General features: G+C 70.5%; 26 protein-coding genes and 1 pseudogene. 5 read left to right on the forward strand and 22 right to left on the reverse strand.

Features of this window, described 5'->3' with window-relative positions:
* Positions 1 to 16 precede the first annotated feature (16 nt).
* From IPJ61_RS08800 to IPJ61_RS08845, 10 genes and pseudogenes are all read right to left on the reverse strand, one after another.
* Positions 17 to 1,114 (reverse strand): DgaE family pyridoxal phosphate-dependent ammonia lyase, encoded by a 1,098-nt coding sequence (locus tag IPJ61_RS08800; RefSeq protein WP_297105818.1) that lies wholly within the window; start codon positions 1,112 to 1,114, stop codon positions 17 to 19.
* Positions 1,111 to 1,800, reverse strand: a complete 690-nt coding sequence (locus IPJ61_RS08805; protein WP_297105821.1) for a DUF4310 family protein — start codon at positions 1,798 to 1,800, stop codon at positions 1,111 to 1,113. The genes IPJ61_RS08800 and IPJ61_RS08805 overlap by 4 nt, the downstream gene beginning before the upstream one ends.
* Entirely contained in the window at positions 1,800 to 2,540 is a 741-nt protein-coding gene (locus IPJ61_RS08810) for a DUF4311 domain-containing protein (protein WP_297105824.1), read from the reverse strand. Before IPJ61_RS08810 ends, IPJ61_RS08805 begins: the two co-directional genes overlap by 1 nt.
* A 9-nt stretch (positions 2,541 to 2,549) precedes the next feature.
* A pseudogene (locus IPJ61_RS08815) lies at positions 2,550 to 3,820 on the reverse strand (ISL3 family transposase).
* Between the two features lie 254 nt (positions 3,821 to 4,074).
* The gene (locus IPJ61_RS08820; protein ID WP_297105827.1) at positions 4,075 to 4,410 is read right to left on the reverse strand and encodes a DUF4312 family protein; all 336 of its coding nucleotides are present in this window, start codon (positions 4,408 to 4,410) and stop codon (positions 4,075 to 4,077) included.
* On the reverse strand, positions 4,410 to 4,775 hold the full coding sequence (locus IPJ61_RS08825; RefSeq protein ID WP_297105830.1) for an SFCGS family glycine-rich protein: 366 nt from the start codon (positions 4,773 to 4,775) through the stop codon (positions 4,410 to 4,412). Before IPJ61_RS08825 ends, IPJ61_RS08820 begins: the two co-directional genes overlap by 1 nt.
* A gap of 9 nt (positions 4,776 to 4,784) precedes the next feature.
* A complete protein-coding gene (locus IPJ61_RS08830; RefSeq protein ID WP_297105832.1) occupies positions 4,785 to 5,159 on the reverse strand; it encodes a hypothetical protein in 375 nt (124 codons plus the stop codon).
* Positions 5,149 to 6,234 carry an amidohydrolase/deacetylase family metallohydrolase gene (locus IPJ61_RS08835; protein ID WP_297105835.1) on the reverse strand — a complete coding sequence of 362 codons (1,086 nt, stop codon included), beginning with the start codon at positions 6,232 to 6,234 and terminating at the stop codon, positions 5,149 to 5,151. Before IPJ61_RS08835 ends, IPJ61_RS08830 begins: the two co-directional genes overlap by 11 nt.
* Entirely contained in the window at positions 6,231 to 7,325 is a 1,095-nt protein-coding gene (locus IPJ61_RS08840; RefSeq protein WP_297105838.1) for a BglG family transcription antiterminator, read from the reverse strand. The genes IPJ61_RS08835 and IPJ61_RS08840 overlap by 4 nt, the downstream gene beginning before the upstream one ends.
* Before the next feature lie 2 nt (positions 7,326 to 7,327).
* The gene (locus tag IPJ61_RS08845; protein ID WP_297105841.1) at positions 7,328 to 8,053 is read right to left on the reverse strand and encodes a BglG family transcription antiterminator; all 726 of its coding nucleotides are present in this window, start codon (positions 8,051 to 8,053) and stop codon (positions 7,328 to 7,330) included.
* A 149-nt stretch (positions 8,054 to 8,202) separates the two neighbouring features.
* Here IPJ61_RS08845 and IPJ61_RS08850 point away from each other — a divergent pair, with 149 nt between their 5' ends.
* Positions 8,203 to 9,033, forward strand: coding sequence for a proteasome assembly chaperone family protein (locus tag IPJ61_RS08850; protein ID WP_297105844.1), 831 nt, complete (start codon positions 8,203 to 8,205; stop codon positions 9,031 to 9,033).
* Between the two features lie 21 nt (positions 9,034 to 9,054).
* On the opposite strand, the gene IPJ61_RS08855 is transcribed toward IPJ61_RS08850, so the two are convergent.
* The 3 genes from IPJ61_RS08855 to rpe are packed head-to-tail and all read right to left on the reverse strand — an operon-like array spanning position 9,055 to position 11,419.
* The gene (locus tag IPJ61_RS08855; protein ID WP_297105847.1) at positions 9,055 to 10,542 is read right to left on the reverse strand and encodes a cation:proton antiporter; all 1,488 of its coding nucleotides are present in this window, start codon (positions 10,540 to 10,542) and stop codon (positions 9,055 to 9,057) included.
* Positions 10,543 to 10,557: 15 nt separating this feature from the next.
* Positions 10,558 to 10,758, reverse strand: coding sequence for a hypothetical protein (locus IPJ61_RS08860; protein ID WP_297105850.1), 201 nt, complete (start codon positions 10,756 to 10,758; stop codon positions 10,558 to 10,560).
* Between the two features lie 7 nt (positions 10,759 to 10,765).
* Entirely contained in the window at positions 10,766 to 11,419 is a 654-nt protein-coding gene (rpe, locus tag IPJ61_RS08865; protein ID WP_297105852.1) for a ribulose-phosphate 3-epimerase, read from the reverse strand.
* A gap of 47 nt (positions 11,420 to 11,466) precedes the next feature.
* Here rpe and IPJ61_RS08870 point away from each other — a divergent pair, with 47 nt between their 5' ends.
* Positions 11,467 to 11,817 carry a DUF488 domain-containing protein gene (locus IPJ61_RS08870; RefSeq protein WP_297105856.1) on the forward strand — a complete coding sequence of 117 codons (351 nt, stop codon included), beginning with the start codon at positions 11,467 to 11,469 and terminating at the stop codon, positions 11,815 to 11,817.
* Here the strand turns inward: IPJ61_RS08870 and IPJ61_RS08875 are convergent.
* Positions 11,801 to 12,520, reverse strand: coding sequence for an NUDIX hydrolase (locus IPJ61_RS08875; RefSeq protein WP_297105859.1), 720 nt, complete (start codon positions 12,518 to 12,520; stop codon positions 11,801 to 11,803). The genes IPJ61_RS08870 and IPJ61_RS08875 overlap by 17 nt on opposite strands.
* A gap of 62 nt (positions 12,521 to 12,582) precedes the next feature.
* Here IPJ61_RS08875 and nadA point away from each other — a divergent pair, with 62 nt between their 5' ends.
* Genes nadA through nadC form a run of 3 tightly spaced genes read left to right on the forward strand, consistent with a single transcriptional unit; the run spans position 12,583 to position 16,201 of the window.
* The gene (nadA, locus tag IPJ61_RS08880) at positions 12,583 to 13,596 is read left to right on the forward strand and encodes a quinolinate synthase NadA (RefSeq protein ID WP_297105862.1); all 1,014 of its coding nucleotides are present in this window, start codon (positions 12,583 to 12,585) and stop codon (positions 13,594 to 13,596) included.
* Complete coding sequence (gene nadB, locus IPJ61_RS08885; protein WP_297105865.1) at positions 13,596 to 15,338, forward strand: L-aspartate oxidase; 1,743 nt, start codon at positions 13,596 to 13,598, stop codon at positions 15,336 to 15,338. The genes nadA and nadB overlap by 1 nt, the downstream gene beginning before the upstream one ends.
* Entirely contained in the window at positions 15,335 to 16,201 is an 867-nt protein-coding gene (nadC, locus tag IPJ61_RS08890; protein WP_297105868.1) for a carboxylating nicotinate-nucleotide diphosphorylase, read from the forward strand. The genes nadB and nadC overlap by 4 nt, the downstream gene beginning before the upstream one ends.
* 109 nt (positions 16,202 to 16,310) lie before the next feature.
* On the opposite strand, the gene IPJ61_RS08895 is transcribed toward nadC, so the two are convergent.
* The 8 genes from IPJ61_RS08895 to mihF all read right to left on the reverse strand — a co-directional run bounded on the left by IPJ61_RS08895 (position 16,311) and on the right by mihF (position 23,387).
* Positions 16,311 to 16,550, reverse strand: a complete 240-nt coding sequence (locus IPJ61_RS08895) for a hypothetical protein (RefSeq protein WP_297105870.1) — start codon at positions 16,548 to 16,550, stop codon at positions 16,311 to 16,313.
* Positions 16,551 to 16,676: 126 nt separating this feature from the next.
* Positions 16,677 to 18,047, reverse strand: a complete 1,371-nt coding sequence (locus IPJ61_RS08900) for an RsmB/NOP family class I SAM-dependent RNA methyltransferase (protein WP_459251292.1) — start codon at positions 18,045 to 18,047, stop codon at positions 16,677 to 16,679.
* Positions 18,008 to 18,919, reverse strand: a complete 912-nt coding sequence (gene fmt / locus IPJ61_RS08905; RefSeq protein WP_297105874.1) for a methionyl-tRNA formyltransferase — start codon at positions 18,917 to 18,919, stop codon at positions 18,008 to 18,010. Before fmt ends, IPJ61_RS08900 begins: the two co-directional genes overlap by 40 nt.
* The gene (locus IPJ61_RS08910) at positions 18,916 to 20,844 is read right to left on the reverse strand and encodes a primosomal protein N' family DNA-binding protein (RefSeq protein WP_297105877.1); all 1,929 of its coding nucleotides are present in this window, start codon (positions 20,842 to 20,844) and stop codon (positions 18,916 to 18,918) included. Before IPJ61_RS08910 ends, fmt begins: the two co-directional genes overlap by 4 nt.
* 3 nt (positions 20,845 to 20,847) lie before the next feature.
* Positions 20,848 to 22,035 (reverse strand): methionine adenosyltransferase, encoded by a 1,188-nt coding sequence (gene metK / locus IPJ61_RS08915; protein WP_297105880.1) that lies wholly within the window; start codon positions 22,033 to 22,035, stop codon positions 20,848 to 20,850.
* 98 nt (positions 22,036 to 22,133) lie between these two features.
* Positions 22,134 to 22,478, reverse strand: coding sequence for a DNA-directed RNA polymerase subunit omega (gene rpoZ, locus IPJ61_RS08920; RefSeq protein WP_297105883.1), 345 nt, complete (start codon positions 22,476 to 22,478; stop codon positions 22,134 to 22,136).
* Positions 22,475 to 23,053 carry a guanylate kinase gene (gene gmk / locus IPJ61_RS08925; protein WP_297105885.1) on the reverse strand — a complete coding sequence of 193 codons (579 nt, stop codon included), beginning with the start codon at positions 23,051 to 23,053 and terminating at the stop codon, positions 22,475 to 22,477. Before gmk ends, rpoZ begins: the two co-directional genes overlap by 4 nt.
* A gap of 22 nt (positions 23,054 to 23,075) precedes the next feature.
* Positions 23,076 to 23,387: an integration host factor, actinobacterial type gene (gene mihF, locus IPJ61_RS08930; RefSeq protein ID WP_297105888.1), complete on the reverse strand. Its 312-nt coding sequence runs from the start codon at positions 23,385 to 23,387 to the stop codon at positions 23,076 to 23,078.
* Positions 23,388 to 23,430: the final 43 nt, after the last annotated feature.

The following is a 23,430-nucleotide window of genomic DNA, read 5'->3' on the forward strand; positions in this document are numbered from 1 at the left end:
GTCTCCTTACTTCGCGTTACTTCGCGAGCGCGACTACGGCGCGCGCGATCTCGGCTTCCTGACCGTCACGCAACGGCCGGGGGTCCACCTGGAACGACCCTGTGTTGGCGTAGTAGTCGCGGGTGAACACGGCCGGCGTGCCCTGCTTCAGCCTCGTGGTGAGTTCGATGGCGTCCATCCCGAAGAGCTCCGGATCGACGACGATCTGGGCGCGGTAGATCGCGCGCCCCGCCTCGTCGGCCAGGATGCTGCCCTTCAGCCCGGGCACCTTGTTCAGCTCGTCGCACAGCCACTGCATCCGATCCCGCTGCTGGCCAGAGAGGTCGGGCCGGTTCGGGTACTCGGTCAGTGCGGCACAGAGGGCGAGAACGGCCTCCTTGTCCACCTTCATCGGCCGCCCGACGCCCGCGTACTGGGCGCGGGCGGCGGCGACGAGGTCGGCGCGGCCGCAGAGGAACCCCGAGGTCGGCCCGTTCAGTGACTTCCCTCCCGAGCAGAACACGAGGTCCCCGCCCCTGCGGTAGTACTGACCAAAGTCCTCCTCGGCGGCGGCATCGACCAGCAGGGGCAGGTTGTGCGCCTTGGCGATCTCCGCCATCTCCTCGACCGACACCATCCCCTTCTGGACGGCGTGGTGCGACTTCACGTAGAGCAGGGCCGCGGTGTTCGGCCCGATCGCGCCGCTGATGTGGGCGGGCTCGACGTGGTTGGCCTGGCCCACCTCGACGGGAACGCCGCCCGCGATGCGGATCAGCTGCGTGATCGAAGAGCCGAAGTTGACGACCTGTCCCTTCTGAATGATCACCTCGTTCGGCACGCCGACGACGTTGGGCACCGCCTCGATCCGGGTGAGGTCCTCCCCCGCGATCACGCCGGCCACGCCGATCACGATCGCGCCGGCGGCACCCGTCGCGGGGCAGCCGTCGGGAGTACCGGTGGCCTCGGCGATGACCTTGCCCGCGTTCACCAGCAGTTCCTTGACCTCGACGTAGTCCTGCGCGGCCTCGGCCAGCGCCGCCGCCACGGTGGGCGTGACGGCGCTGGCCCCGAGGGCTGTCATCTTGCCGCTCGCGTTGATGATCGGGCGGCAGCCGATGGCCTCGAAAACACTCATTCGGGCACTGCCAACGGGAAGATCATTCCCATGAGCATGGCGCCGAGGATGGCGCCGCCCGGGATCGGCTTCTTGAAGTAGTACGCGACGGCCGCGCCGATCGTCGCGCCGAGACCGACGGGAGCCGAAGCCATGCAGGCCGCGATCACGATGAGCGGGCCGAGGTAGATGCCCGCCGCGTTGCCAGCGCCCATCATGATCTCGGTGCCGTACGTGGTCTCGGACGCGTTGACCGTGAACTTGCGGATGGCGACGATGATGAAGCCGATCACGAGGCCGATCGCCGCGCCGACGATGAGTGCGAGGAAGAAGTTCTCCAACGGCGCGGTAATGCCCCAGCCCAGCAGAAGCGCGGGGATGCCGATGCCGACGCCCGTCTGTAGCGAGCCGCCGATGTCGAGGATGCCGACGAGCGGACCCTCGAGCACGCGGGCGAACAGGAAGCTCGCGCCGAAGGCCGCGGCAGCGCCCAGGTTGGCGGGATCGTCCATGCCGGCGGCGAGCAGGGCCACGATGGGGATGTCGTTGAACGCGCCCACGCCGTAGACGAAATACAGGTGCGTCCCGGCGAAGATGCCGGATGCGAGCGTCGCGACGAAGATCGGGAACGACCACTCGGCGTACCAGAAGTTCTTGCGAAGGTCCTCGGCCTTTGCGGCCTCTGCATGAATGTCGATAGAGCTCATCACTTCACCGTGTATCCGAACGTAGCGTGCAGGTTGACCAGCCAGATGGGCACCTCCATGCCCACCTGCTGCATGACTGTGACATCGAAGCCGCGGAAGAAGCCGCTGAAGAGGAACAGCAGCACGATCGCGGTGCACATGATCTTGCTGACCCGGTTCCAGCCGTTGGCCTCGAGGCTCTGGCCCTGCAGGATGCCGAGCACGATGCCGGGGACGGCGTTGCCGAGGATCATGTGGGAGAGGCCGCCGAGGACCGTTCCCCACATGCCGGTCTTCTTGCCGGCGTCGAGGGCGGCGATCCAGAACAGGATCGGCATGACCGGGTTCAGCAGCCAGCCGGCGGCCTGGCCCAACACCTGCGTGGCGACCTGCTGCAGCGCGCTCGGCACGCCGGAAGCGGTGGTGTTCAGCACGGTGACGAGCACGGCGCCGACGATCGCGCCGGCGATGGCCATCTTCTTCGGGTTGTACAGCGTGTCCTCGACCGACTTGTTGCGCAGCAGCAGCGAGCCCGCGGCCCAGTTCGGGATGATGCGGTGGTCGACGTCCTGGGTCAGCGCGCCCGCGCCGACGACGGAGGCCCAGGCGTTGAACAGGAAGCCGAGGCCGAAGGAGAAGTGAGCGACCGGGTCGCCCTTACAGGCGTTCAGCTCGCCGAAGGTACGGAAGGCACCCATGCCCTGCACCGTCGGCGCGTGGAACATTCGTGCGGCGCCCGCGCTGGCGCCGAATCCCGCCAATCCGGCTCTTCACAGAAGTGAGTGGATTCGGGGTCTGAACCCGCCGGCGTCGAGTAGGCATCTGGCGATGTAGTTGACGATGTTGCGGAACCCTCTTGCGGTCCCGCGGAGGTGTTCCAGCAGGCCGTTGATGGCTTCGCTGGGACCGTTCGATGTGCCTGGGTGGTCGAAGAACGCGAGGATGTCGGCGCGGCGGCGGTGGAGGGTCTTGCCCAGGGATCTGAGCTCGTCGAGCCCGGCCGGGACCCCGGCCTTGAGTTGGTCGATCACGCGGGTCATGATCTTCCTTCCCTCGGCGGGGTCGTCGGCTTGGTAGGCGGAGATGACATCCTGGTAGGCGCACCAGGTGACCTCGAACGCTTCGTGACGCTCGTCGATGAGGACCTTCACGAGCCGGTGTTGCTGTTTCTCGGTGAGCAGCGCGGCGCGGGTCCGGGCGACCCGGCGGATGCCGTAGAGGGGGTCTCCGGAGCGGCCCCGATGACCCCGGGTCTCCTGCTGGATGCGTTGCCGGCACTGGTCGAGCTTGTCGCCGACCAGGGCCACGACGTGGTAGGGGTCCATGACCGTGACCACATTGTCGATCGCTTCGACGGCGGCGGACTTGTAGCCGGTGAACCCGTCCATCGCGACCACCTCGACCGTGTCCCTGAACGCCGGGGTTCGGGCCTCGAGCCAGGCCTTGAACACCGCCTTGGATCGCCCCTCGATCACGGCCAACAGCCTCGATGGGCCGGTCCCGATCCTTGTCGGAGTGAGATCCATGACCACGGTGACGTACTTGTCGCCGTGGCGGGTATGGCGCCACACGTGCTCATCCACCCCGATCGTGGTGACCCCGTCGAGCCTATCGGGCTGATCGATCAGCAACTCGGCGCCGGCGGCGAGGATCGCGTCGGAGGCCGTGTTCCACGCCACGCCGAGGTTGGCCGCCACCCTCGCGATCGACATCCGATCAACCACGATCGACTTGACCGCCATCATCACCGCGTCCCGCGACAGCTTCCCCTTCGACGGGGCCGCGACCCGGATGTCGTGGCGCCACACCCGGCGGCACGGGACGCAGCGGTAGCGGGGCACGACGACCTCGAGGATCGTGGGCTCCAGCCGTACGGGACATGCGCCAGACGGCGCAATACCGCGTCATGACGGACCCCCGGCCCCCGACATCCCTCGCATGCCGCGGGCGCGGTGGTCGGCCGGCAGCGCAGCACCGTGTGGTCGGGTTCGACCCGCTGCGAGGTCACGGACAGCCCGAGACGGTCGAGCCGGCAGAACATGTCGAGGGAAGGTGGGGTAGCGTTTCGCACAAGGGCCCTTGGGTTTCAGATGAGGCGTAGACACCTTCATCCTGCCAACCCGAGGGCCCCCACCACGACCCCAGGCCCCCAATACCGTCAGGGCCCCGGGCCAACCGCCGCTGAAACGCGGCCCTTCAACCCACTGCCTTCTGTGAAGAGCCGCCAATCCCCCGATGACGAGGGATTCGACGAGAATCACTGCGGTATTTGCCATGGTGGAAAAACCGCTTCTCTTACTTCATTTGAAGTACTCGTTGGGTCCACCCAGGCTGCTCGGCAACCTCGGTGATGTCGATGGTGGTGAGGTCAACGAAGGAGACCCGCACCGTGAACCGGATGGTCAGCAGGTAGTTCTCGCGCTGGCGCTTGAAGAACAACCCGAAGAACTTCTCAGTCCACACGTGGCGGACCGCCTTGAGCACCTTCACCTCGACGGGGTCCGCGTTCAGCAGCGCCTCGGGCTTGCCCTTCAGCAACTGCCTACGCATGTCGTTCAGCGCGTCCTGGAAGGCGCGCTGGAGCGTCTCGCCCTTGCCTGTGACGGTGACCTTGCGGTCCTCGGTCTGCATCAGCCGGCCTCGGGGTGAGCCTTCGCGTACTCCTCGGTGAGCCGCTTGCCGAGCTCCTCCTGATCGAGGAAGCCGAAGCCGACGACCTTCGCCCCGTTGCGCACCGCGGTGACGCCGGCGTCGATCGTGCGCAGCGAGAACTCCATGGGGTACCCGTACTTGGTGTTGGCGGTGACGGCGCCCGCGCCGCCCGAGCCACAGAAGCTGAGGCCGAGGTCGGCGCCGTGCTCGTTCATCACGTCGCCGAGCTTCATGTCGGCGCCGAGGCCGGGGATGAGGATGGCTTCGCCGCCGGCCTGCTTGACGCCTTCGGCGACGCGCTGTCCTTTACCGAGCCTGTGTCCGATGACTACCTTGATTGCCATTTCTTTCTCCTAACTGATCTGTGCCGCATCGAGGTGCACGGCAACGAGGAACTTCTCCTCGATCTGGATGTCGGGGGTCTGCTGGATGGGGGCGAGGAGCTCGCCAGCCAGCGCCATCGCGTCGTCCGACACCTCCGAGAAGAAGACCGGGTCGATGGCGGCGACCTGCTCACCGGTGGCGAACCGCCTGACGGCGGCGGCGAGGTGCGTGGCCAGTGCTAGTCGCTGGGTGTCGTTCATGTGCCAGCCGCGCTGCTCCAGGCCCGGCTGCAGCACCTCGAGCGTTCGCCACAGCTGTGTGACGTCGGGCAGCGGCTCGGGCAGCCGCTCCTGGACCTGCTCGGCCAGGGCGACGACGTCCGCTGACGTGGTGTCAGATGACATAGATCTCTCCATCCTTGATTGCATGGGTGGTCTCCACGGCCTGGTGGCCGTTGAGTTCGTTGCCGTCGGCGTCACGGTAACCGAACTGCCCCTCGACGACGCGCAGTACGGTGAGATTCGCCGGCGCCCCGACGCTGGTGTCGACGAGTTCCGGACGGCCGATGGCCCTGGCGGGCGCCGTCGTCGTCCATTCGAGGACCTGGTCGAGGCTGAAGCCGAGCGCGAGCGCCTTGCTCATCGTGACCGCGAGCGAGAAAACGGGCCCGCCGACGTTGCCCTCGTGTATGTCCGTGCTGATGGTGTGCGGCACGATGCCGAGCTCCTTGGCCCGGGCAAGCACGCCGAAGTTGGCGCTCGCCTCGCCGTGGCCGACGTCGAAGAGCACGCCGCGATCGTAGGCGCGACGCGCCGCTGGCCGGAGGTTGCCCTCCTCGTCGATGATGCCGCCCGGCTTTCCGTGGAAGGCGTGGGAGCAGATGTCGCCAGGGCGCAGCATGTCGAGGCAGTCGCTCATCTCCGGTGGCCGGTTGCCGGTGTGGATGAGGATGGGCACCCCGGTCCGCTCCCCCAGCTCGAGAGCCAGCTCCAGCGGCTTCAGGCCGTTGTCCCCGACCACGGAACCGGACATGCGGACCTTGACGCCGACGATGATGTCCCTATTCGCCTCGATCACGGCCTGGGAGCGGTCAAGATCGACGTTGGCGAGGTCGACCAGCTCATGCCTGCCGTCGACGAGCCCGGGCGTCGCCACGTTCAACCAGGAGAGCACGCGCGTGCGCTGCGTGTTCACGACCTCGGCTCGGAATCGATCGAAATCGCGGGCGCCGGCGCTGCCCGCGTCGACGATGGTTGGCACGCCTTGGTTCACGCCGACGCTGTCGGCTGTGATGCCGAGTGTCTTGGCCGGGATGAACACATGGGTGTGAATGTCGATGAGTCCCGGGGTGATCAGCGCCCCGCCGAGATCGACGACGATGGCGTCGGGCGCTGCCGTCGCCGCGATGCGCCCATCCGTGATGTACACGTCCCCTGGGCCAGAGCCGTACAGCTCCCCGCCCCGCAGAATCAGGTTCACTTCTCCTCCTTGAGATCGAAATAGGCGATGATCGCCTGCAACTCGGACTCCTGAATAGGTAGCTGGCGCGCGTCGAAAACGCCCCGCAGGCGAGCGAGGAGTGCCTCATCGACGTCGGCCGCCAGAGCGGTCGCCTGGTACTGCCGCCCCGAGGCCAGCCGCTCGGCCAGCAGTAGGCAATGCAGCAGGAGCTTCTCTGCGGCACGCGGTGCCAGCGGCGATTCCGCGGCATCGACCAACTCGCGGTTGAGCGTCACCCCGAGGCTGACAAGACCCGGATACGACGAGCCCAGCTCGGGCATCGAGCGGGCGGCGGCGCTGCGCACCGGAAGCACGATCCCCTGGGCCGCTTGCTCCAGCTTTTCCTCGATCGCCTCGAAGTCGCGCTTCGTCGGCACCGAGCGGATGACGGCCGTCGGCTTGCCGACCGTCACCGGGAATGTGCTGATCACGAGGTCGACGTCGGCGACCCCGCTCTGCTGCACCTCGAACATCGACGTCGTGCGCACGATCTCGATCGGTGGGAACCGGCTCTGCACGAGGAGGCCGATCAGGTTCGCGACCCCGCGACCCGTCGCGCACACGATAAGGGTGCGGACCCGCGGCCGGTTGAGGTAGCGCTCGTAGGCTGCCGCGAAGTGAAGGGCGAGGAAGCTGAGGTCGGCCTCCGTGAGCTCGATGTGCTCGCGGCAGGCGTCCTCGACGGCGCGGTAGATCTGCGCGTACTGGACCAGCACCTCCTGCACGATCATGTTGGGCTCAATGATGGAGTTGCGCAGCTTCGCGAACCGGTCCGACAGGTGGGCGGTGAGGCCCTGCAGCAGCCGGTCGTCGCCGCCGAGATCCGCGTTCAGCTGCGCGTCGACGCGGTCGATCAGCCCGCGGGCGACCTCCAGCACCGGCTCCCAGCTGGACAGGCCATTGGCCATCTCGTGCGCCGCGGCCACGAGGAACGCCTCCTGGAACACGAAGTCGAGGTCATCGCCGCCGAGCACGATCCCCGTTGCCTCGGTGAACCCGCGCGCGGCCTCCTGGATGAAGCCGCGCAGTTCGTCGGTCGCGGGCTCTGGAGGGGCGGCTGCGTGGGGCATGCTCAGCACGAGGCCAGCCGCAGCAGCATGCCGCCGATCGCGATGTCGTTCGGCGCGGCGAAATGCTCCTGCAGCGAGTCGACCACCGATCCGATGCACGCCGACGTCGCCTCCGGGTCCGCGATCTGTTCGAAGACCATGCGCAGCGGGAGGGTGAGGGCCTGGACGTCGAGCCTGCTGGGGTCCCAGACGAACGAGGTCAACCATGCGAGGTCGTCGTGGCGAAGGTTCGCCCTGAGCACCTGGTCGAGCGCGAGCAGCGTCTTGCCGCGCGCGCCGATGGCCGCGATCCCCAGCCGCGTCCGCTCCAGCCGGATATCGAAGGGTTCAAGCTCCAGCTCGAGGTCGGCCAGGTCGTGCAGGACGGTGTTGCGGGCGACGCCGAGGTCGTCGGCGAGGCTGTTGATCGACGTGGGCGCCGACGCCGTCAGGATCATCAAGCAGATGGTCGCGCGTCTGCCCCGCTGATCGGTGTCCAAGCTGGAGGGACGCACTTGGGCGAGCAGTGCGGCGCGCTCCTCGTCGCTGCAGTTGACCCAGAGTCCGCGAGCGCCCGCCGAGCTCAGCGCGTAGCCGCGGGCCTCCAGCCACCCTCGCGCCTGATTGATGTCCGTCTTCGCGGTGCGTTCGCTGACGCCGACGCGCGCGGCGATCTCGGCGAGGCGCACGGGCGTCGTGGCCCGCAGCACGTCGCCGAGCACCTGGGCTCCGCGGGGGCTCAGTGCCACGTCGAATCACCTCCTCGAGATCGGTCAGCGACACCCTAGGGGAGCCGCATCGCCCCTCACCAGATGCAAACGACTGCCCCTTCCAGGGGCGGCCTCCTGCCAATGGCGCGGCGCGGCCGGAGACGACCGACGCCCGGTAGGCTGAAGCAATGCAGTTCGAGACGGAAGGCCTCCGCGACCCCGTCGTCGTCATCGGCTTCTCCGGCTGGAACGACGCAGGAAACGCCGCGAGCGACATCCTGCGCCACCTGATGGAGGCGTACCCGGGGACCGACCTGGGCGTGATCGACGACGAGCGCTACTTCGACTTCCAGCACACGCGCCCGATGCTGAACCAGGCGGCCGATGGCCCGTGGGTCGAGTGGCCGGCGCTGCGCATCCGCGCCGTGCACCATCCCGCGCGCGACATCGTGACCATCATCGGCCCTGAGCCCAACCTGCTCTGGCGCACGTTCACGCGCGAGCTCGTCGACCGGGTGAAGGAGACCAGGGCCGGCCTCGTGGTCTTCCTGGGCGCGATGCTGTCGGACACGCCGCATTCGCGGCCGCTACCCGTCGGGCTCTACACCTCGGACCCGCAGCTCCAGGACCGGTTCGGCATGGAGCCCAACGACTACACGGGGCCGACGGGAATCATCGGCATCGCTGCGCAGATGATGCTGCACGAGCGGATTCCCGCGGCGTCCATCTGGGTGTCCGTGCCGCACTACGTGGCCGCGCCGCCGAACCCGAAGGCGCAGGACGCGCTGCTCAGCGAGCTGGAGACGGTGCTGAGCGTCGAACTCGATCACGCCGAGCTCGCGCAGGAGGCGGTGAAGTGGACGAGCGCCGTCGACGCGCTCAGCCACCAGGACCCGGACATCGCCGAATACATCGAACACCTCGAGGAGGCGCGCGACGCCGAGGAGGTCGAGGGCGCCACCGGCGACACCATCGCTGCGGAGCTGGAGAAGTTCCTGCGTCAGCAGCGCGGCGAGTAGTGGTCGACGGGCCACTAACTCTCAGGACACGTCGATCCTCGCGGCCTGCAGGTCGAGGTAGTGCTGCGCGCGCTCGATGGTCTTTGAGCGGTAGGTGCCGCTCGACCGCGCGTCGAGGAGCGCAGCCTGCTCGGTGTCGAGCAGCAGGCGCTGCAGCTCGATGCGTTGCTGCAGCTTGACCGGGACGGTCGACCACCCGGTGTCAGGGTCGTGCTCGACGCTCGCGGCAAGGCTGGTCGCGCGGACGTGCTCGATGACCTTCCGATCGAAGGGCTTGCCGTTGGGGCGGTGCAGTGTCGGGCTCTCGAACATGTCCACCGCCGCCGTCCGCAGCTCGCCGACGAGGCGAATGTACTCGCGGCGCGTCTCGTCCTTGTCGTCGCCCTGCACGCCCAGCTTGCGGATGAGCCACGGAAGCGTGCCGCCCTGCCCGACGAGCGTGACGACGGCCACGATGAACGCGATCAGGATCAGCTCGGAGCGGTACGGCACGCTGGCAGGGATGGACTGTGCGGCGGCCAGGGTGACGACGCCGCGCATGCCCGACCAGGCGAGCACCGCGCCGCCGCGCCAGCCGAGCCCTTGGGTAGCGAAGAAGGACGCGTCGGCATGGCGCCGCCGGATGTGGCGTGTCATCCGCTCCGTGCGGGCGTCCTCGGGGTAGTCGCTGTTCTCGATGTGCCGCAGCGCGCCCTCCAGGAACTCGGCCTGCTGCTGCCCCTTCGCCTTCGAGCGCCGCAGCAGCGCGACGAGCGGGACGACGAACGCGACGCGCACCAGCACGAGGACCGCGGTGGCGATCAGGCCGATGATGATGGCGTCCCAGACGCTCAGGCCGGCCCGGACGACGTCCTGCACCAGCATCTTCAGCTGGAAGCCCATGAGCAGGAAGACGCCGCTCTCCAGCAACAGCTGGATGGTGCGCCAGTTCGTGCGCTCGTTGATCCGGTCGTGAGCGGAGAACCGCTTGGCGCTCATCGCGCCGGTGATCAGTCCGGCCACCACGACGGACAGCACACCGGAGGCATGCAGTTCCTCCGCGGGGATGAACGCGGCGAAGGGGACGACGAAGGAGACCGCGGTCGTGAGCACGGGGTCCTCGACCTTGGACCGCACCCAGACCGCCGCCAACCCGACGACGGTGCCGATCAACAGGGCGAAGACGACGGCGTGCGCGAAGTCGCTCAGCGCACCCCAGAGGCTGATCCCGCCCGCCGTCGCCGCGAGCGCCGTACGCATCATGACGAGCGCCGTCGCGTCGTTGACGAGGCCCTCTCCCTCAAGGATGGTGACGAGCCGCGATGGCAGGCCGAGGCGCTTGCCGATGGACGTTGCCGCCACGGCGTCCGGCGGGCTGATCACGGCGCCGACGGCGACGGCCGCGGGAAGGCCGAGCCCCGGGAGGAGCCACCAGATGACGAGTCCGCTCGCGAACGCGGACACAACCACCAGCAGCACCGACAGCGCGCCGATCGCGCCGAAGTCCCGCCGGAAGTCGGTCGCCGGCATGTTGACCGCCGCGGACTACAACAGGGGCGGCAGCACGATCACGAGGATCCACTCCGGGGCGATGCTGACCTGTGGGACGCCCGGGATGAAACTGCCCACGAGCCCGACGACGACGAGCAGAATCGGCGCGGCGACCCCCACGCGGGGCGCGAGCAGGGAGACCGCGACGATGATCAGGACCGCCGCGACGGCCAGGATGGCGCCTTCGTCGAGCATCCGCGCCTCAGTGCCCGCAGGCGGCCGAGGCCAGGTCGCGGAGCCGGTTGACCATCGCGTTCGCGTCCTCGGCCCGGTAGACCGCGGACCCGGCGACGAAGGTGTCGGCTCCGGCCTCGGCGGCCCGCTCGATCGTCGTCTCGGAGACGCCGCCGTCGACCTGCAGCCAGATGGGGCGGTCCCCGAGCAGCTCGCGCGTGCGGCGGATCTTGGGCAGCACCAGGTCGAGGAAGGACTGACCGCCGAACCCCGGTTCGACGGTCATTAGCAGCACCATGTCGACCTCGTCGAGCATGTCGGCGTAGGAGTCGATGGGCGTCGCGGGCTTGAGCGCGATCGACGCCCGCGCGCCCCGTGCTCGCAGCTCGCGCGCCAGGCGGATCGGCGCGGCCGCCGCCTCGACGTGGAACGTCACCGACTCCGCGCCGGCCTCCGCGTACGCGGGAGCCCAGCGGTCGGGTGCCTCGATCATCAGGTGAATATCCAGCATCGCGTCGGTCGCCGCGCGGATCGACTCCACCACCGGCAGGCCCAGGCTGAGGTTCGGCACGAAGTGGTTGTCCATCACGTCGACGTGGATGGCGTCCGCATCGGGAATCCGGGCGATCTCCCCGGCCAGGTTCGCGAAGTCGGCGTTCAGGATGCTCGGTGTGATGCGCATGCGCGAAGACTATCGAACGGCGCCCCGGGGCCATTAGTGTCGACAAGATGAACATCCAGATCAAGCGTGTGTACGAGCCCGCGTCCGACGACGACGGCTTCCGGGTGCTGGTGGATCGCCTCTGGCCGCGGGGCCTCTCGAAGGAGGAGGCGCGCCTCGACCTGTGGGACAAGGACGCGGCACCGTCGACAGAACTGCGGAAGTGGTTCGGTCACATCCCGGAGCGCTTCGACGAGTTCGCCGAGAAGTACCGCGCGGAGCTCGACGCCTCGGGCGCGGCGACGGCGCTGCTCGCGCAATGCGCGGGCCACGACGTCGTCACGCTGCTCTACGGTGCCCACGACGAGGTGCACAACCAAGCCGTCGTGCTGCAGGCCTACCTCACGCGTCAGGCCTGAGCACCGCGAAGGGGTCCGTGACCACCAGCTCGCGGTCGCGGAAACGGAAGCAGCGCGCCGGCCGGCCGCCCTTCGCCCCCGGGCCCGCCATCGTGCCGGTAGGCACCAGTTGGCCCCTTCGCGCGAGGACCCGCTGCAGGTTGGTCGGCGCCACGTCGTGCCCCAGCGCGGCGACGTAGACGCTCCGCAGCTCCGCGATGGTGAACTCCGCCGGCATCAGCGCGAAGCCGAGGTTGGTGTAGCTGAGCTTCGCCCGCAGCCTGATCAGCGCCTCGGAGATGACCCAGTCGTGGTCGAAGGCCAACTCCGGCAGCGCGTCGACGTCGAACCAGGCGGCCCGCTCGGGTAGTTGCGGCTCCAGGTCCGTGGGCACGAGCCCCAGGTAGCTGGTCGCGATGGTGCGCTGCGCCGGGTCCCGCTCCGGCGCCGAGCTCGTGCCCAACTGCTCCAGATAGGTCACGCCCGACAGGTCCAGCTTCTCCGCCAGGTGCCGGCGCACCGACTCCCTCAGCGTCTCGTCCAGCTCGACCGGGCCGCTGGGAAGGGCGAACCTCCCCGCGTACGGGGCGCTCTCCCTGCGGGCGAGCAGGACGCACAGCCGCGCCGTCCCGCGGACCGGCCGCACCTGCGCGACGACCCCGATCGCCTCGTGCCGGTACAGCGCGACCCCGGCGGCGTCACGGACGGGATTCTGAGAGGTCATGGCTGGCATGCTACAGTTCGAGCGGTTTTCGCCTATTAGGCGATAACTTGGAAGGAGCAGTCATGACCCTCACGCTCGACCACACCGCGTGGACCGCGAACGACGTCACCGCCTGGCAGGAGCGCGTCCACGCGCTGGCCGTGGCACGCGACGCCGTGATCCTCGCCCACAACTACCAGGACCCGATCATCCAGGACGTCGCCCACCACGTCGGCGACTCGCTCGCGCTCTCCCGGATCGCCGCCACGTCCGACGCCTCCACCATCGTGTTCGCCGGCGTCCACTTCATGGCCGAGACCGCCAAGATCCTCTCGCCCGACAAGCGCGTCCTCATCCCCGATCAGGCGGCCGGCTGCTCTTTGGCCGACACCATCGATGCCGACCAGTTGCGCGCCTGGAAGGCCGAGCACCCCGGTGCGGTCGTGGTCAGCTACGTCAACACGACCGCCGAGGTGAAGGCCGAGACCGACATCTGCTGCACCAGCTCCAACGCTGTGGACGTCGTCGCCTCCATCCCCGAAGATCGCGAGATCCTCTTTCTTCCCGACCAGTTCCTCGGCGCCCACGTGCGCCGCAAGACGGGCAGGAAGAACATCCGCGTCTGGTTGGGCGAGTGCCACGTCCACGCCGACATCTCCCCCACCGACCTCGTCGACGCCGTGCGCTCGAACCCCGAGGCCGACCTCTACGTACACCCCGAATGCGGCTGCACCACCAGCGCACTCTGGCTGGCCGAGTCCGGCGAGCTGCCCGGGGATCGCACGCACATCCTCTCCACCGGCGGCATGCTCGACGCCGCCCGCCGCGAGACCTCACGCAAGGTTCTCGTCGCCACCGAGATCGGCATGCTGCACCAGCTGCGCCTCGCCAACCCGGGCACCGACTTCCAGGCCGTCAACCCGCGCGCCGCCTGCCCGTACATGAAGCTCAACACCCCGGCCAAGCTTGAAGCCTGCCTCGGCGAGCCTTCGCTGACAAGGGGATACGAGGTCGACGTTCCCGCCGCCATCGCGGCGCGCGCCCGCCTTGCCGTGGAGCGCATGGTCGCCATCGGCAACCCCGGCGGTGGGGAATGATGCTCCAGGGCCCCGCGTCGGGCGCGACGACGCGGACGGGGGTGGTCGTCGTCGGCACCGGCGCCGCCGGGCTGTCGGCGCTGCTCCACCTGGCCGGCGCGGGTGTCGACTGCATCGCGGTGACGCGCGGCGCCGTGACCGACTCCGCGACAGCGTGGGCGCAAGGCGGCCTCGCCGCCGTGTGGGCCGACTCCGACTCGATGGCCGCCCACGTCGCCGATACTCTCGTGGCCGGCGCGGGGCTGTGCGATGAGGACGCCGTCGCGGACCTCGTCGCTTCCGCCCCCGCCGCCATCGCGCGGCTGATCGGGCTCGGCGCCCGCTTCGCGCGCGAAGTCGACGGCTCCCTCGACCTGCACCTCGAGGGCGGGCACAACGCGCGGCGCATCGTCCACGCCGGCGACGGCTCGGGCGCGGAGGTGGAGCGGACCCTGTGGGCCGCCCTCTCGCTGGCGCTCAAAGGGTCCCGCACGCGGGTGTGGGAGCGGACGCGCCTGGTCGACGTCCTGACCGATCGCCGCGGCCGGGCCTGCGGCGTGCGGGTGCTGCAGGATGACGGGTCTGTGCGCGACATCCTCGCCGACGCCGTCGCGCTCGCCACCGGCGGCATCGGGCAGCTGTGGCCCGTGACCAGCAACCCGCCGGGTGCAACGGGCGACGGCGTCGCCGCGGCCCTGCGGGCGGGGGCCGTCGCGCGCGACCTCGAGTTCATGCAGTTCCACCCCACGGTGCTGGCCGACGCCGACGCCCGTTCCCGCGGCGTGCTGATCAGCGAGGCCGTCCGTGGCGAGGGCGCGCTCCTGACCGACGCCGCGGGCCGCCGGATCATGGCGGGGGTCCACCCCCTCGCGGACTTGGCCCCGCGCGACGTCGTCTCCGCGGCGATCATCGCCCACCTGGAGCGAACCGGCGAGCCGCACGCGTTCCTCGACGCGACGGCCTTCGGCGTCGAGCTCTGGGAGGGCCACTTCCCGGGGATCCTCGCGATGTGCCGAGAGCGCGGGATCGACCCGGTCATCGAGCCGATCCCCGTGCATCCCGCCGCCCACTACTCGTGCGGCGGGATCGCCGCGGACCTCACCGGCCGCACCTCGGTGCCGGGGCTCTTCGCCGTCGGGGAGGTCGCGGCCACCGGCGTGCACGGCGCCAATCGGCTGGCCTCGAACTCGCTGACCGAGGCGCTGGTCGCCGGCGACCGGGTCGGCGCGCTGCTGGCCGGCGCGCTGTCTGTCGGCGGCGCTCCCACCGAGGTCTTCCCTGCGCATCGGACGCTAGCCCGGCTCGTCGACCCGGCCGCGCTCCCGGCGCTCCGCGAAGGCATGCAGAGGCACGCCTTCGTATCCCGCGACGCCTCGGGGCTGGGTTCCCTGGCGGCGACGGTGTCGTCCGCGCCGTCTGCAGCGAACTTAGACGACGCCTCTCTCACCGCCACCAACCTGCATCAGGTGGCCGCGGCTCTCGTGGCGGCGGCCATGGCCCGCTGCGAGTCGCGCGGCGCGCACCGTCGCGTCGACTTCCCGACAACCGCGGCCACCCCACGCCGCCACCTGGTGCGCCTGGACCCGGCTCAGGCAACAGGCGCTGCGGCCCCCGACGATGTCGAGCAATGGCCTGGCTCTTCACGCTGGTTGAGCCGGACCCCCGCGCGGAGCGCCGGGTCCGTGTCGAAACCAATGACCTGCATCGGACACCCCGTCGTCACTGAGGAAGAGCTCCCCCGCACCGAGAGGACCGCCGCATGACCGATCCGTTTCGCGCCGTCGACGCGGGTGAGGTCATCCGGCTCATCGACACGGCCCTAGACGAGGACCTGCGCCTCGGCCCGGACGTCACCACCGAGGCGACAGTGCCGGCCGACGCCGTCGGCACCGCCGACGTCGCGGCGCGCGAGGCGGGGACCATCGCCGGGGTTCCCGTGGCCGTCGCCGTGCTGGAGACCGTCGCGTCGCGGCTCGGCGTGGAGGCCACCGCCGAGGTCGTCCGCGGCGACGGATCCCGCGTCCTGCCCGGAGACATGGTGCTGAGCGTCACCGGCCCGGTGCGCTGCCTGCTGACCGCCGAGCGCACCCTGCTGAACTTCCTCGGCCAGCTGTCGGGGGTCGCGACGGCGACCGCACGCTGGGCGGACGCGCTCGCGGGGACCGGCGCGACGGTGCGCGACACCCGCAAGACGATTCCCGGCCTGCGGTCGCTGCAGAAGTACGCCGTGGTCTGCGGCGGCGGAGCGAACCACCGGATGGCGCTGGGCGACGCGGCGCTGATCAAGGACAACCACGTGGCGGCCGCCGGGTCGGTGGCCGCGGCGTTCCGCGCCGTCCGGGAGCACGCTCCCGGGATTCCCGTGGAGGTCGAGTGCGACACGCTCGACCAGGTCCGGGAGGCCGTTGCGGTGGGCGCGCAGTTGGTGCTGCTCGACAACTTCGCCCTCGACGACACCGCCCGCGCCGTCGCGCTCTGCCGCGCCGCAGGGGTCCGGACCGAGGCCAGCGGCGGGCTCACCCTGGAGCGTGCCCGCGAGGTGGCCGAGACCGGCGTGGACTTCATCGCCGTCGGAGCCCTAACCCACTCCGCGACTGTCCTCGACCTCGGCCTCGACCTCGCCTGATGGGTCCGTACCGTTTGCGGAACAGCGCAAGCAAGGCCCAGCCATTTCCGAGGGTGATGATCCCACTGAACAGGCCCTCGTAGCACCTCCTTGGGTGGCGCAGTTCGCGCTAGCGCTGTGCCGTCGCCCCAAGTTTCGAGCGTATGGCAATCAGGTAGATGAGGTAGCCCACGACAGGAAGGAGAACTAGGAGCAAAAGGGCCACCACGCGGTCCTGTCCAGCTGCCTTCCACAAGGCCTCAGGAGTCCGGACCACCTCAACCAAGGCCATGATCCAGAACACCAATAGCACTACCGGAATCGCCACCGCCACCAAGACAATAGCGAGCTCCCAACCTCCCAGTGGCATCTTTGCGGGCTCCTATCGATACCTGAAACGACTACTGAGCTGCACCGTAGCACCTTGAGTCGCCCATCCGCACAGCGCTTGGGACTTCTGCCAAATCGCAACATGGCAGCGGCAGGGGCCGGACTGCTATGCCCTCAGCAGGGCAAGGAACATCGCGTCGGTGCCGTGGCGCTGGGGCCAGAGCTGGACGTCATCCCCGACGGCGCAGTCCGGGACTTCCGGCAGGGCGTCGGCGGCGCGGAGCCTCGCGACCTCGGGGCGCTCGGCGAGGACGTCGTCGACCACCTCCACGGTCTCCGCGCGGTGCGGCGAGCAGGTCACGTAGGCGACGACGCCGCCCGGCGCGACCGAGTCGAGGGCGGTGCGAAGCAAGGCGCGCTGCAGCTCGCCGAGCGCGGTTACGTCGTCCGGGCGACGACGCCAGCGGGACTCGGGCCGACGCCGCAACGCGCCCAGGCCCGAGCACGGGACGTCGACCATCACCCGCGTGAAGCCGCCGTCGGCGTCCGCGCCGCGCGTCGCCCAGGCAGGCCTGGTGCCGTCGGCGGCGATGACGGTCCAGCCGTCGGGATAGGCCGAGAGCGCGCGGCGAACCAGGCCCGCGCGGTGCTCCTGCGCCTCGCTCGCGAGCAGCCAGGTGCCCGCCTGGCGGGCGAGACCGACCAGCAGCGCCGCCTTTCCGCCCGGGCCCGCGCACATGTCCAGCCAGGGGCCGTGCGGCGCGGCGGTGCGGGCCAGCGCCCACGCGACGAGCTGAGATCCCTCGTCCTGCACGCCCGCCCTGCCGTCGCGCACCACGGGCTGATCCGCCGGCGCGCCCGCGGCGGTGGCGCCGAACGGCGACCAGCGCGTGGGCTCCGCGTCCTCCAGCTCGGCCGGCTCCGCGAGTCCGGGCCGCAGCACGAGGCTCGGCCGCGGCGCGGCGTTGTTCGCGGCCAGGGCCTCCGCCAGTTCCGCGCGGGGCAGGACGTCGGCATAGGCCTCCACGATCCATCGCGGGTGGTGGCCGCGCACGGCGAGCGCGCCGATCTCGTCCTCGCCCGCCGCGATCGCCTCGGTCCACTCCTCGAGCGTCCGGGCCGACACCTTCCGCATGATCGCGTTGACGAGCCCGGTCACGCGCTGACCGACCGTGGCGCGGGCCAGGTCGACGGTGGACCCGACGGCGGCGTACTTCTTGACCCGCATCCCGAGCAGTTGGTGGCAGCCGAGCCGCAGCAGGTCGACCACGGCGGGTTGGAGGCTCCCGAGCGGGCGCCCGGACGCCTTCTCGATCACCCGGTCGTAGGTGCCCATCAGGCGACACGTGCCGGAGACCAGCTCGGTGACCAGCCCGGCGTCGCGGGACTCGAGGTGCGCGTGCGCCAGCCGCTTGGCGAGGGAGAGGTTGGCGTAGGCGTCCTCGCCGGTCACCTGACGCAGGACGTCGAACGCGACCCGGCGCGGGTTGGGCGCGTTCACGTGAGGCGCTTCCCGACGACGCCGCCGCGCGCCCAGTCGATGGCGGGCATGCGGCGCTTGCCCGGCGCCTGCACCTCGAGCAGCTCCAGCGCGCCGTCGCCGGTGCCGACGAACAGCTCGCGTTTGGTCGCCGCCAGCTCGCCCGGCGCGAGGCCCTCGGGGCCGCCGACGCGGGCGCGGAACACCTTGAACCGCTGCCCGTCCAGCTCGCACCAGGCGCCCGGGTCCGGCGAGCAGCCCATGACCTGGTTCCGCAGCTCGCCCGCCCCGCGCGCGAAGTCGAGCCGCGCGTCGTCGACCGTGATCTTGGCGGCCAGCGTGACGCCGTCGAGGGGCTGCGGTGTCGGCGTCGCGCCCTCCTCGACCAGGTCCATGGCCCGCACGAGCTGCTGCGCCCCCGACACCGCGAGGGACGCCAGAACCTCCCCCGCCGTCGCGTCGGGCATCGGGCGCGCCTCCATCAGGTAGACGTCGCCAGCGTCCAGCTCGCGCACGATCCGGAAGCAGGCCGTGCCGATCTCGTCGTCGCCCGTCATGATCGCCCGTTGCAGGGGCGCCGCGCCTCGCCATCGCGGCAGCAGTGAGAAGTGCAGGTTCACCCAGCCATGCGGCGGGATGTCCAGCGCCGACTGCGGCAGCAGCGCCCCATAGGCCACAACGGCGCACGCGTCGGGCGCCAACTCGCGCAGCCGCGCCTGGAACTCCGGCTCGCGGGGGTGGCTGGGCTTCAGCACCTCGATGCCCAACTCCTCTGCGCGTGCGGCCACGGGCGACGGCGTGAGCCTGCGCCCGCGCCCGGCGGGGGCGTCGGGCCTCGTCAGCACCGCGACGACCTCGTGCGACGACGCCACCAGCGCGTCGAGGGCGGGCACCGCCACCTCGGGCGTGCCGGCGAAGACGAGCCTCATCTGTCCTCCAGGGTCTCGGGGTCGACGGTGATGCTGAGCAGGCCGCGCTCCTTACGGGCCGAGCGGATGGCCGCGGCGTGCTTCACCCTACGGGTCAGCTCGCGCGCGGCCTCCAGCGGCGCGCGCAGCAGGGCAGCCCACCGCTCCGGGCCGACCTCGGTGGGGCCGAGCAGCTCGATCCCGGCCCAGTCGTCGTTGTCGAGGAACTCGCGCACGGCGTCGCCGTCACCGACGATCCGGACCAGCTTGACCGCGGGCACGAGCCCGGCATCGGAGCGGTCGGCGAGCTCGCGCTCGATGTAGCCCGCGAGGTCGGCGCGCACCATCGCCTGGACCGCGGGATGCGTGGACTCCCCCACGATCAGCACGGACCCACCGTCGTGCGGCGAGCGGGCCAGCGCCGCGGCCTCCGACCAGCGCCGCACCGCCTCCTCGCCCGCGCGGAAGTCGGCGCGGGCCAGCGTGACGTCCGCGTCGAGGATCAAGACGCCGGCGTATCCCGACGGCGCGGGCGGCTCGGCCCCAGGCGTCGCCACCACGATCGCGGGCTGGTCCGGAACCTCGTCGCGGATGCGATCCGCGGAGCTGTTGACGGCCAGCACGCCGGGGAAGGCGCGCGCCAGCTCCTCGGCCGTGCGCGCGGCGCCGGGCAGCGTCGTCGACAGCTCGGACGTGTGGCAGTGGGGGCAGTTCCAGCGCGCGGGCGCGAAGCCGCAGAGGGCGCATTCGGGCAGGTCGCGGCGGCGGGCGCGCATCGGGCCGGAGCACTTCGGGCAGCGCGCGACGTTGCGGCAGCGGGCACAGCGCAGCGACGCCGAATGCCCCACGCGCGGCACCTGGACGAGCACCGGCCCCTGGGCCAGGTGGTCGCGGAGGAAGCGGAACGCCACCGAGGGGATGCGCAGGCGCGCCGCCGTGGGATCGCGGTCGCGGTCGAGCTCGCCGACGGCGCGCACCGGTGCGGAGACCCGGCGGGCGTCGTCGGGACGGAGGCTGATGTCGCCCAGCCAGCCGCGCTCGAGCAACGCCTGCGCGTCCGTCGAGCGGCCGTGCCCGGCCAGCAGCAGCGCCGCCGACTCGTGCGCCGCGCGCAGCACCGCGACCGTCCTGCTGTGCGGGTGCGGGGTGCGCGGGTCGGAGTGGGCGTCGTTGCCGTCGTCGACGACCACGATCAGCCCGAGGTCCTTCAACGGCGCGAACGACGCGCCCCGGGTGCCGAGCATGATGCGTGCCTGGCCGCGGCTGGCCGCGAGGTAGGCGCGGTAGCGCGCCGACTGGCCGGCCTCGAAGGCGAGACTGCCGACGGCGCCCGCGCCGAAGACCTCGTGGAAGCGCGGGGTGGCGCGCTGGAGGTCGCGCACCGTGGGGAAGACGACGAGCGCGGAGCGGCCCGAGCGCAGCGCGGCGTCGACCGCCTCGATGACGCCGCCGAGGAGGTCTCCGGGGCCGCCCGCGACGGCGGCGGTCTGCCAGAGCGCGCGCGGCGACCGGCCCGCGGCGACCGCGTCCAGGAAGGAACTGCCCGCCGGGTACCCCGGCAGGACCGACGGCGCGGGCGCGGACCGCGGCTCCGGCCATTCGCGCTGGGGGGCCTTCTCCGTCGACGCGTGGCGCGGCGGGATGGCGAGGCGGGCGACGTCGGGCCAGGTTCCCGCGTAGTGGTCCGCGACCGCGCGGATCATCTCGTAGACCGCGGGCGTGACGATGGGCTCGGCCGAGATCACCTTGCCGAGCTTCGCGAGCTGCGGGTGCTCGGACGAGTCCGCGAACTCGACGATCCAGCCGCGCTGCTGCTGGCCGCTGAACCGGACCTGCACGCGGGCGCCGACGACGGCCGCCTCCGCCAGAGCCTCGGGCACCTCGTAGTCGAAGAGGCGATCGAGGTGGGCCAGAGGGACGTCGACGGCGACCCGCGCGACAAGCAAGGTCTATCCCTTGACGGCGGCCGCCAGGGCCGCGGCCCGGTCCGTGCGCTCCCAGGTGGCGTTCGGCAGCTCGCGGCCGAAGTGACCGTAGACCGTCACGTCGCTGTAGATGGGCCGCAGCAGGTCGAGGTCGCGGACGATCGCTCCGGGGCGGAGATCGAACGTGGCGAGGACGGCGTCGCGGATCTGCTCCTCGGGAACGACGGCCGTACCGAACGTGTCGAGGTAGAAGCCGACGGGGTGCGCCGCACCGATGGCGTAGGCGGCCTGCACCTCGCAGCGGGACGCCAAGCCGGAGGCGACGACGTTCTTCGCGACCCAGCGCAGCGCGTACGCAGCAGAGCGGTCCACCTTCGACGGGTCCTTGCCAGAGAACGCGCCGCCGCCGTGGCGGGCCATGCCGCCGTAGGTGTCGACGATGATCTTGCGGCCGGTGAGGCCCGCGTCGCCCATCGGGCCGCCGATGACGAAGCGGCCGGTGGGGTTCACGAGGACCCGATCGGGGAGCGCGAAGCCGTAGGCGTCGAGGACGGGCTCGATCACCTGAGCCGTGAGGTCGGCGGTGAGCTGCGCGGCCGTCGCCTCCTCGGCGTGCTGGGTGGAGACCAGGACGGTCTCGATGCCCTCCGGATGACCGTCGGCGTCGTAGCGGACGGTGACCTGGGTTTTGCCGTCGGGGCGCAGATAGTCGAGGGTCCCATCCTTTCGCACCGCGCTCAGCCGCTCGGAGAGCCGGTGAGCGAGGTCGATGGGCAGCGGCATCAGCGCCGACGTCTCGTCGCAGGCGAAACCGAACATCAGGCCCTGGTCGCCGGCACCCTGCCGGTTGATGGCGTCCTCATCCGAGCCCACGCGGTGCTCGTAGGCGTCGTCGACGCCCTGCGCGATGTCCGGCGACTGGCTGCCGAGGGCAACGGTGACGCCGCACGACGCGCCGTCGAACCCCTTGTGGGACGAGTCGTAGCCGATGTCGAGGATCCGCTGGCGGGCGATCGACGCGACGTCGGCGTAGCCCTCCGTCGTCACCTCGCCGGCGACGACCACGAGGCCGGTCGTGACGAGGGTCTCGACGGCGACCCGAGACTGGGCGTCCTCGGCGAGCAGCGCGTCGAGGATGGCGTCCGAGATGGAGTCGGCGATCTTGTCCGGGTGACCCTCGGTCACGGACTCCGATGTGAAGAGACGGCTCATGAGAGCACTCCTATCGCGGCAGCAAGCCGCAGTCAGCGAGGTTTCAGTCGGCGGCAACAAGCCGCCCCTCGGTAATGGGGAGCGTCGAGAGGTGTGACTTACGACGCGGCGTCGTTGTCCGCGAACGGATCGACGAACGAGAAGGACGGATCGATCTCGGTGGTCCGGGCTGCCTCCTCGGCGGCCGGGTCGATCTCCGTGAACTGGAGCATGCCGGCGTTCATCTCGCGCAGCGCGATCGACAGCGGCTTCTCCTCGGGAGCGGCCGGCACCATGGGGCCGACGTTCTCGAGCAGGCCCTCGCCGAGCTGCGAGTAGTACGCGTTGATCTGGCGCGCGCGCTTGGCGGCGAAGAGAACAAGGCGGTACTTGGAGTCGATGTCCTCAAGCAGGTCGTCGATGGGCGGGTTCGTGATGCCCTCTGGCTGGGTATTCAATGTCATCCTTCGATAAGGGGGTCGCATGCGAGGCCAAGCAAGCTTACCAAAGCGGCGACGGTTTCCTCGATCTCGACGTTGACGATGCGGTGATCGGCTTCCGAACGCGCCTCCATCTCCCGCCGCGCCGTCTCCAGGCGGCGGGCCTGCGCGGCCTCGTCCTCGGTGCCCCGGCCCCGCAGCCGGTCGACGAGCACCTCCCAGCTGGGCGGCTCGAGGAACACGAGCCGAGCCTCGGGGAGGTTCTTCTTGACCTGCCGGGCCCCCTGCAGATCGATCTCCAGCACGACGGCGCGGCCGGCGGCGAGCGCCGCCTCGACCGGGGCCTTTGGCGTCCCGTAGTAGTGGACGCCGTGCACGACGGCCCACTCGAGAAGCTCCCCCTCGTCGATCAGGCGGCGGAACTCATCGACACCGACGAAGCGGTAGTGGACGCCGTCGACCTCGTTCGGCCGCGCGGGCCGCGTGGTCATCGACACCGAGTAGAACGCCTCGGGATGCGCGGCGCGCAGCCGCGCGCACACCGTGCCCTTGCCGACCCCGCTAGGGCCGGAGATCACCCAGACGCCTGATCCACTCACCCGTGGAAGCTTAGGGCATTGGTCAGCCGAGCAGCTCGCCGAGCCGCTCGACCTGGTGCCGGCCCAGGCCGCGGATGCGGCGGTTCGGGGCGATCGCGAGGTTCTCCATGATCTCCGCCGCGCGGGTCACGCCGACGCGCGGGAGGGCGCGCAGGAGGTCGACCACCTTGATGCGGGAGAGCGTGTCGTCGTCGGCCGCCTTCTCCAGCGCGTCGGTGAAGCTGACGGCACCGGACTTCACCTGCTCCTTGAGGTCGGCTCGGGCGCGGCGCGCCTGCGTCGCCGCCTCACGCGCAGCCTGCAGCTGCTCCTCGCTCAATTGAGGAATCGCCATGATAAACCCCTACTCGCTTGCGGTTTGGCCGCGGTCTGACGGC

This window comes from Tessaracoccus sp., from assembly GCF_016714275.1.
In the GTDB taxonomy this organism is placed as follows: Bacteria; Actinomycetota; Actinomycetes; order Propionibacteriales; family Propionibacteriaceae; genus Arachnia.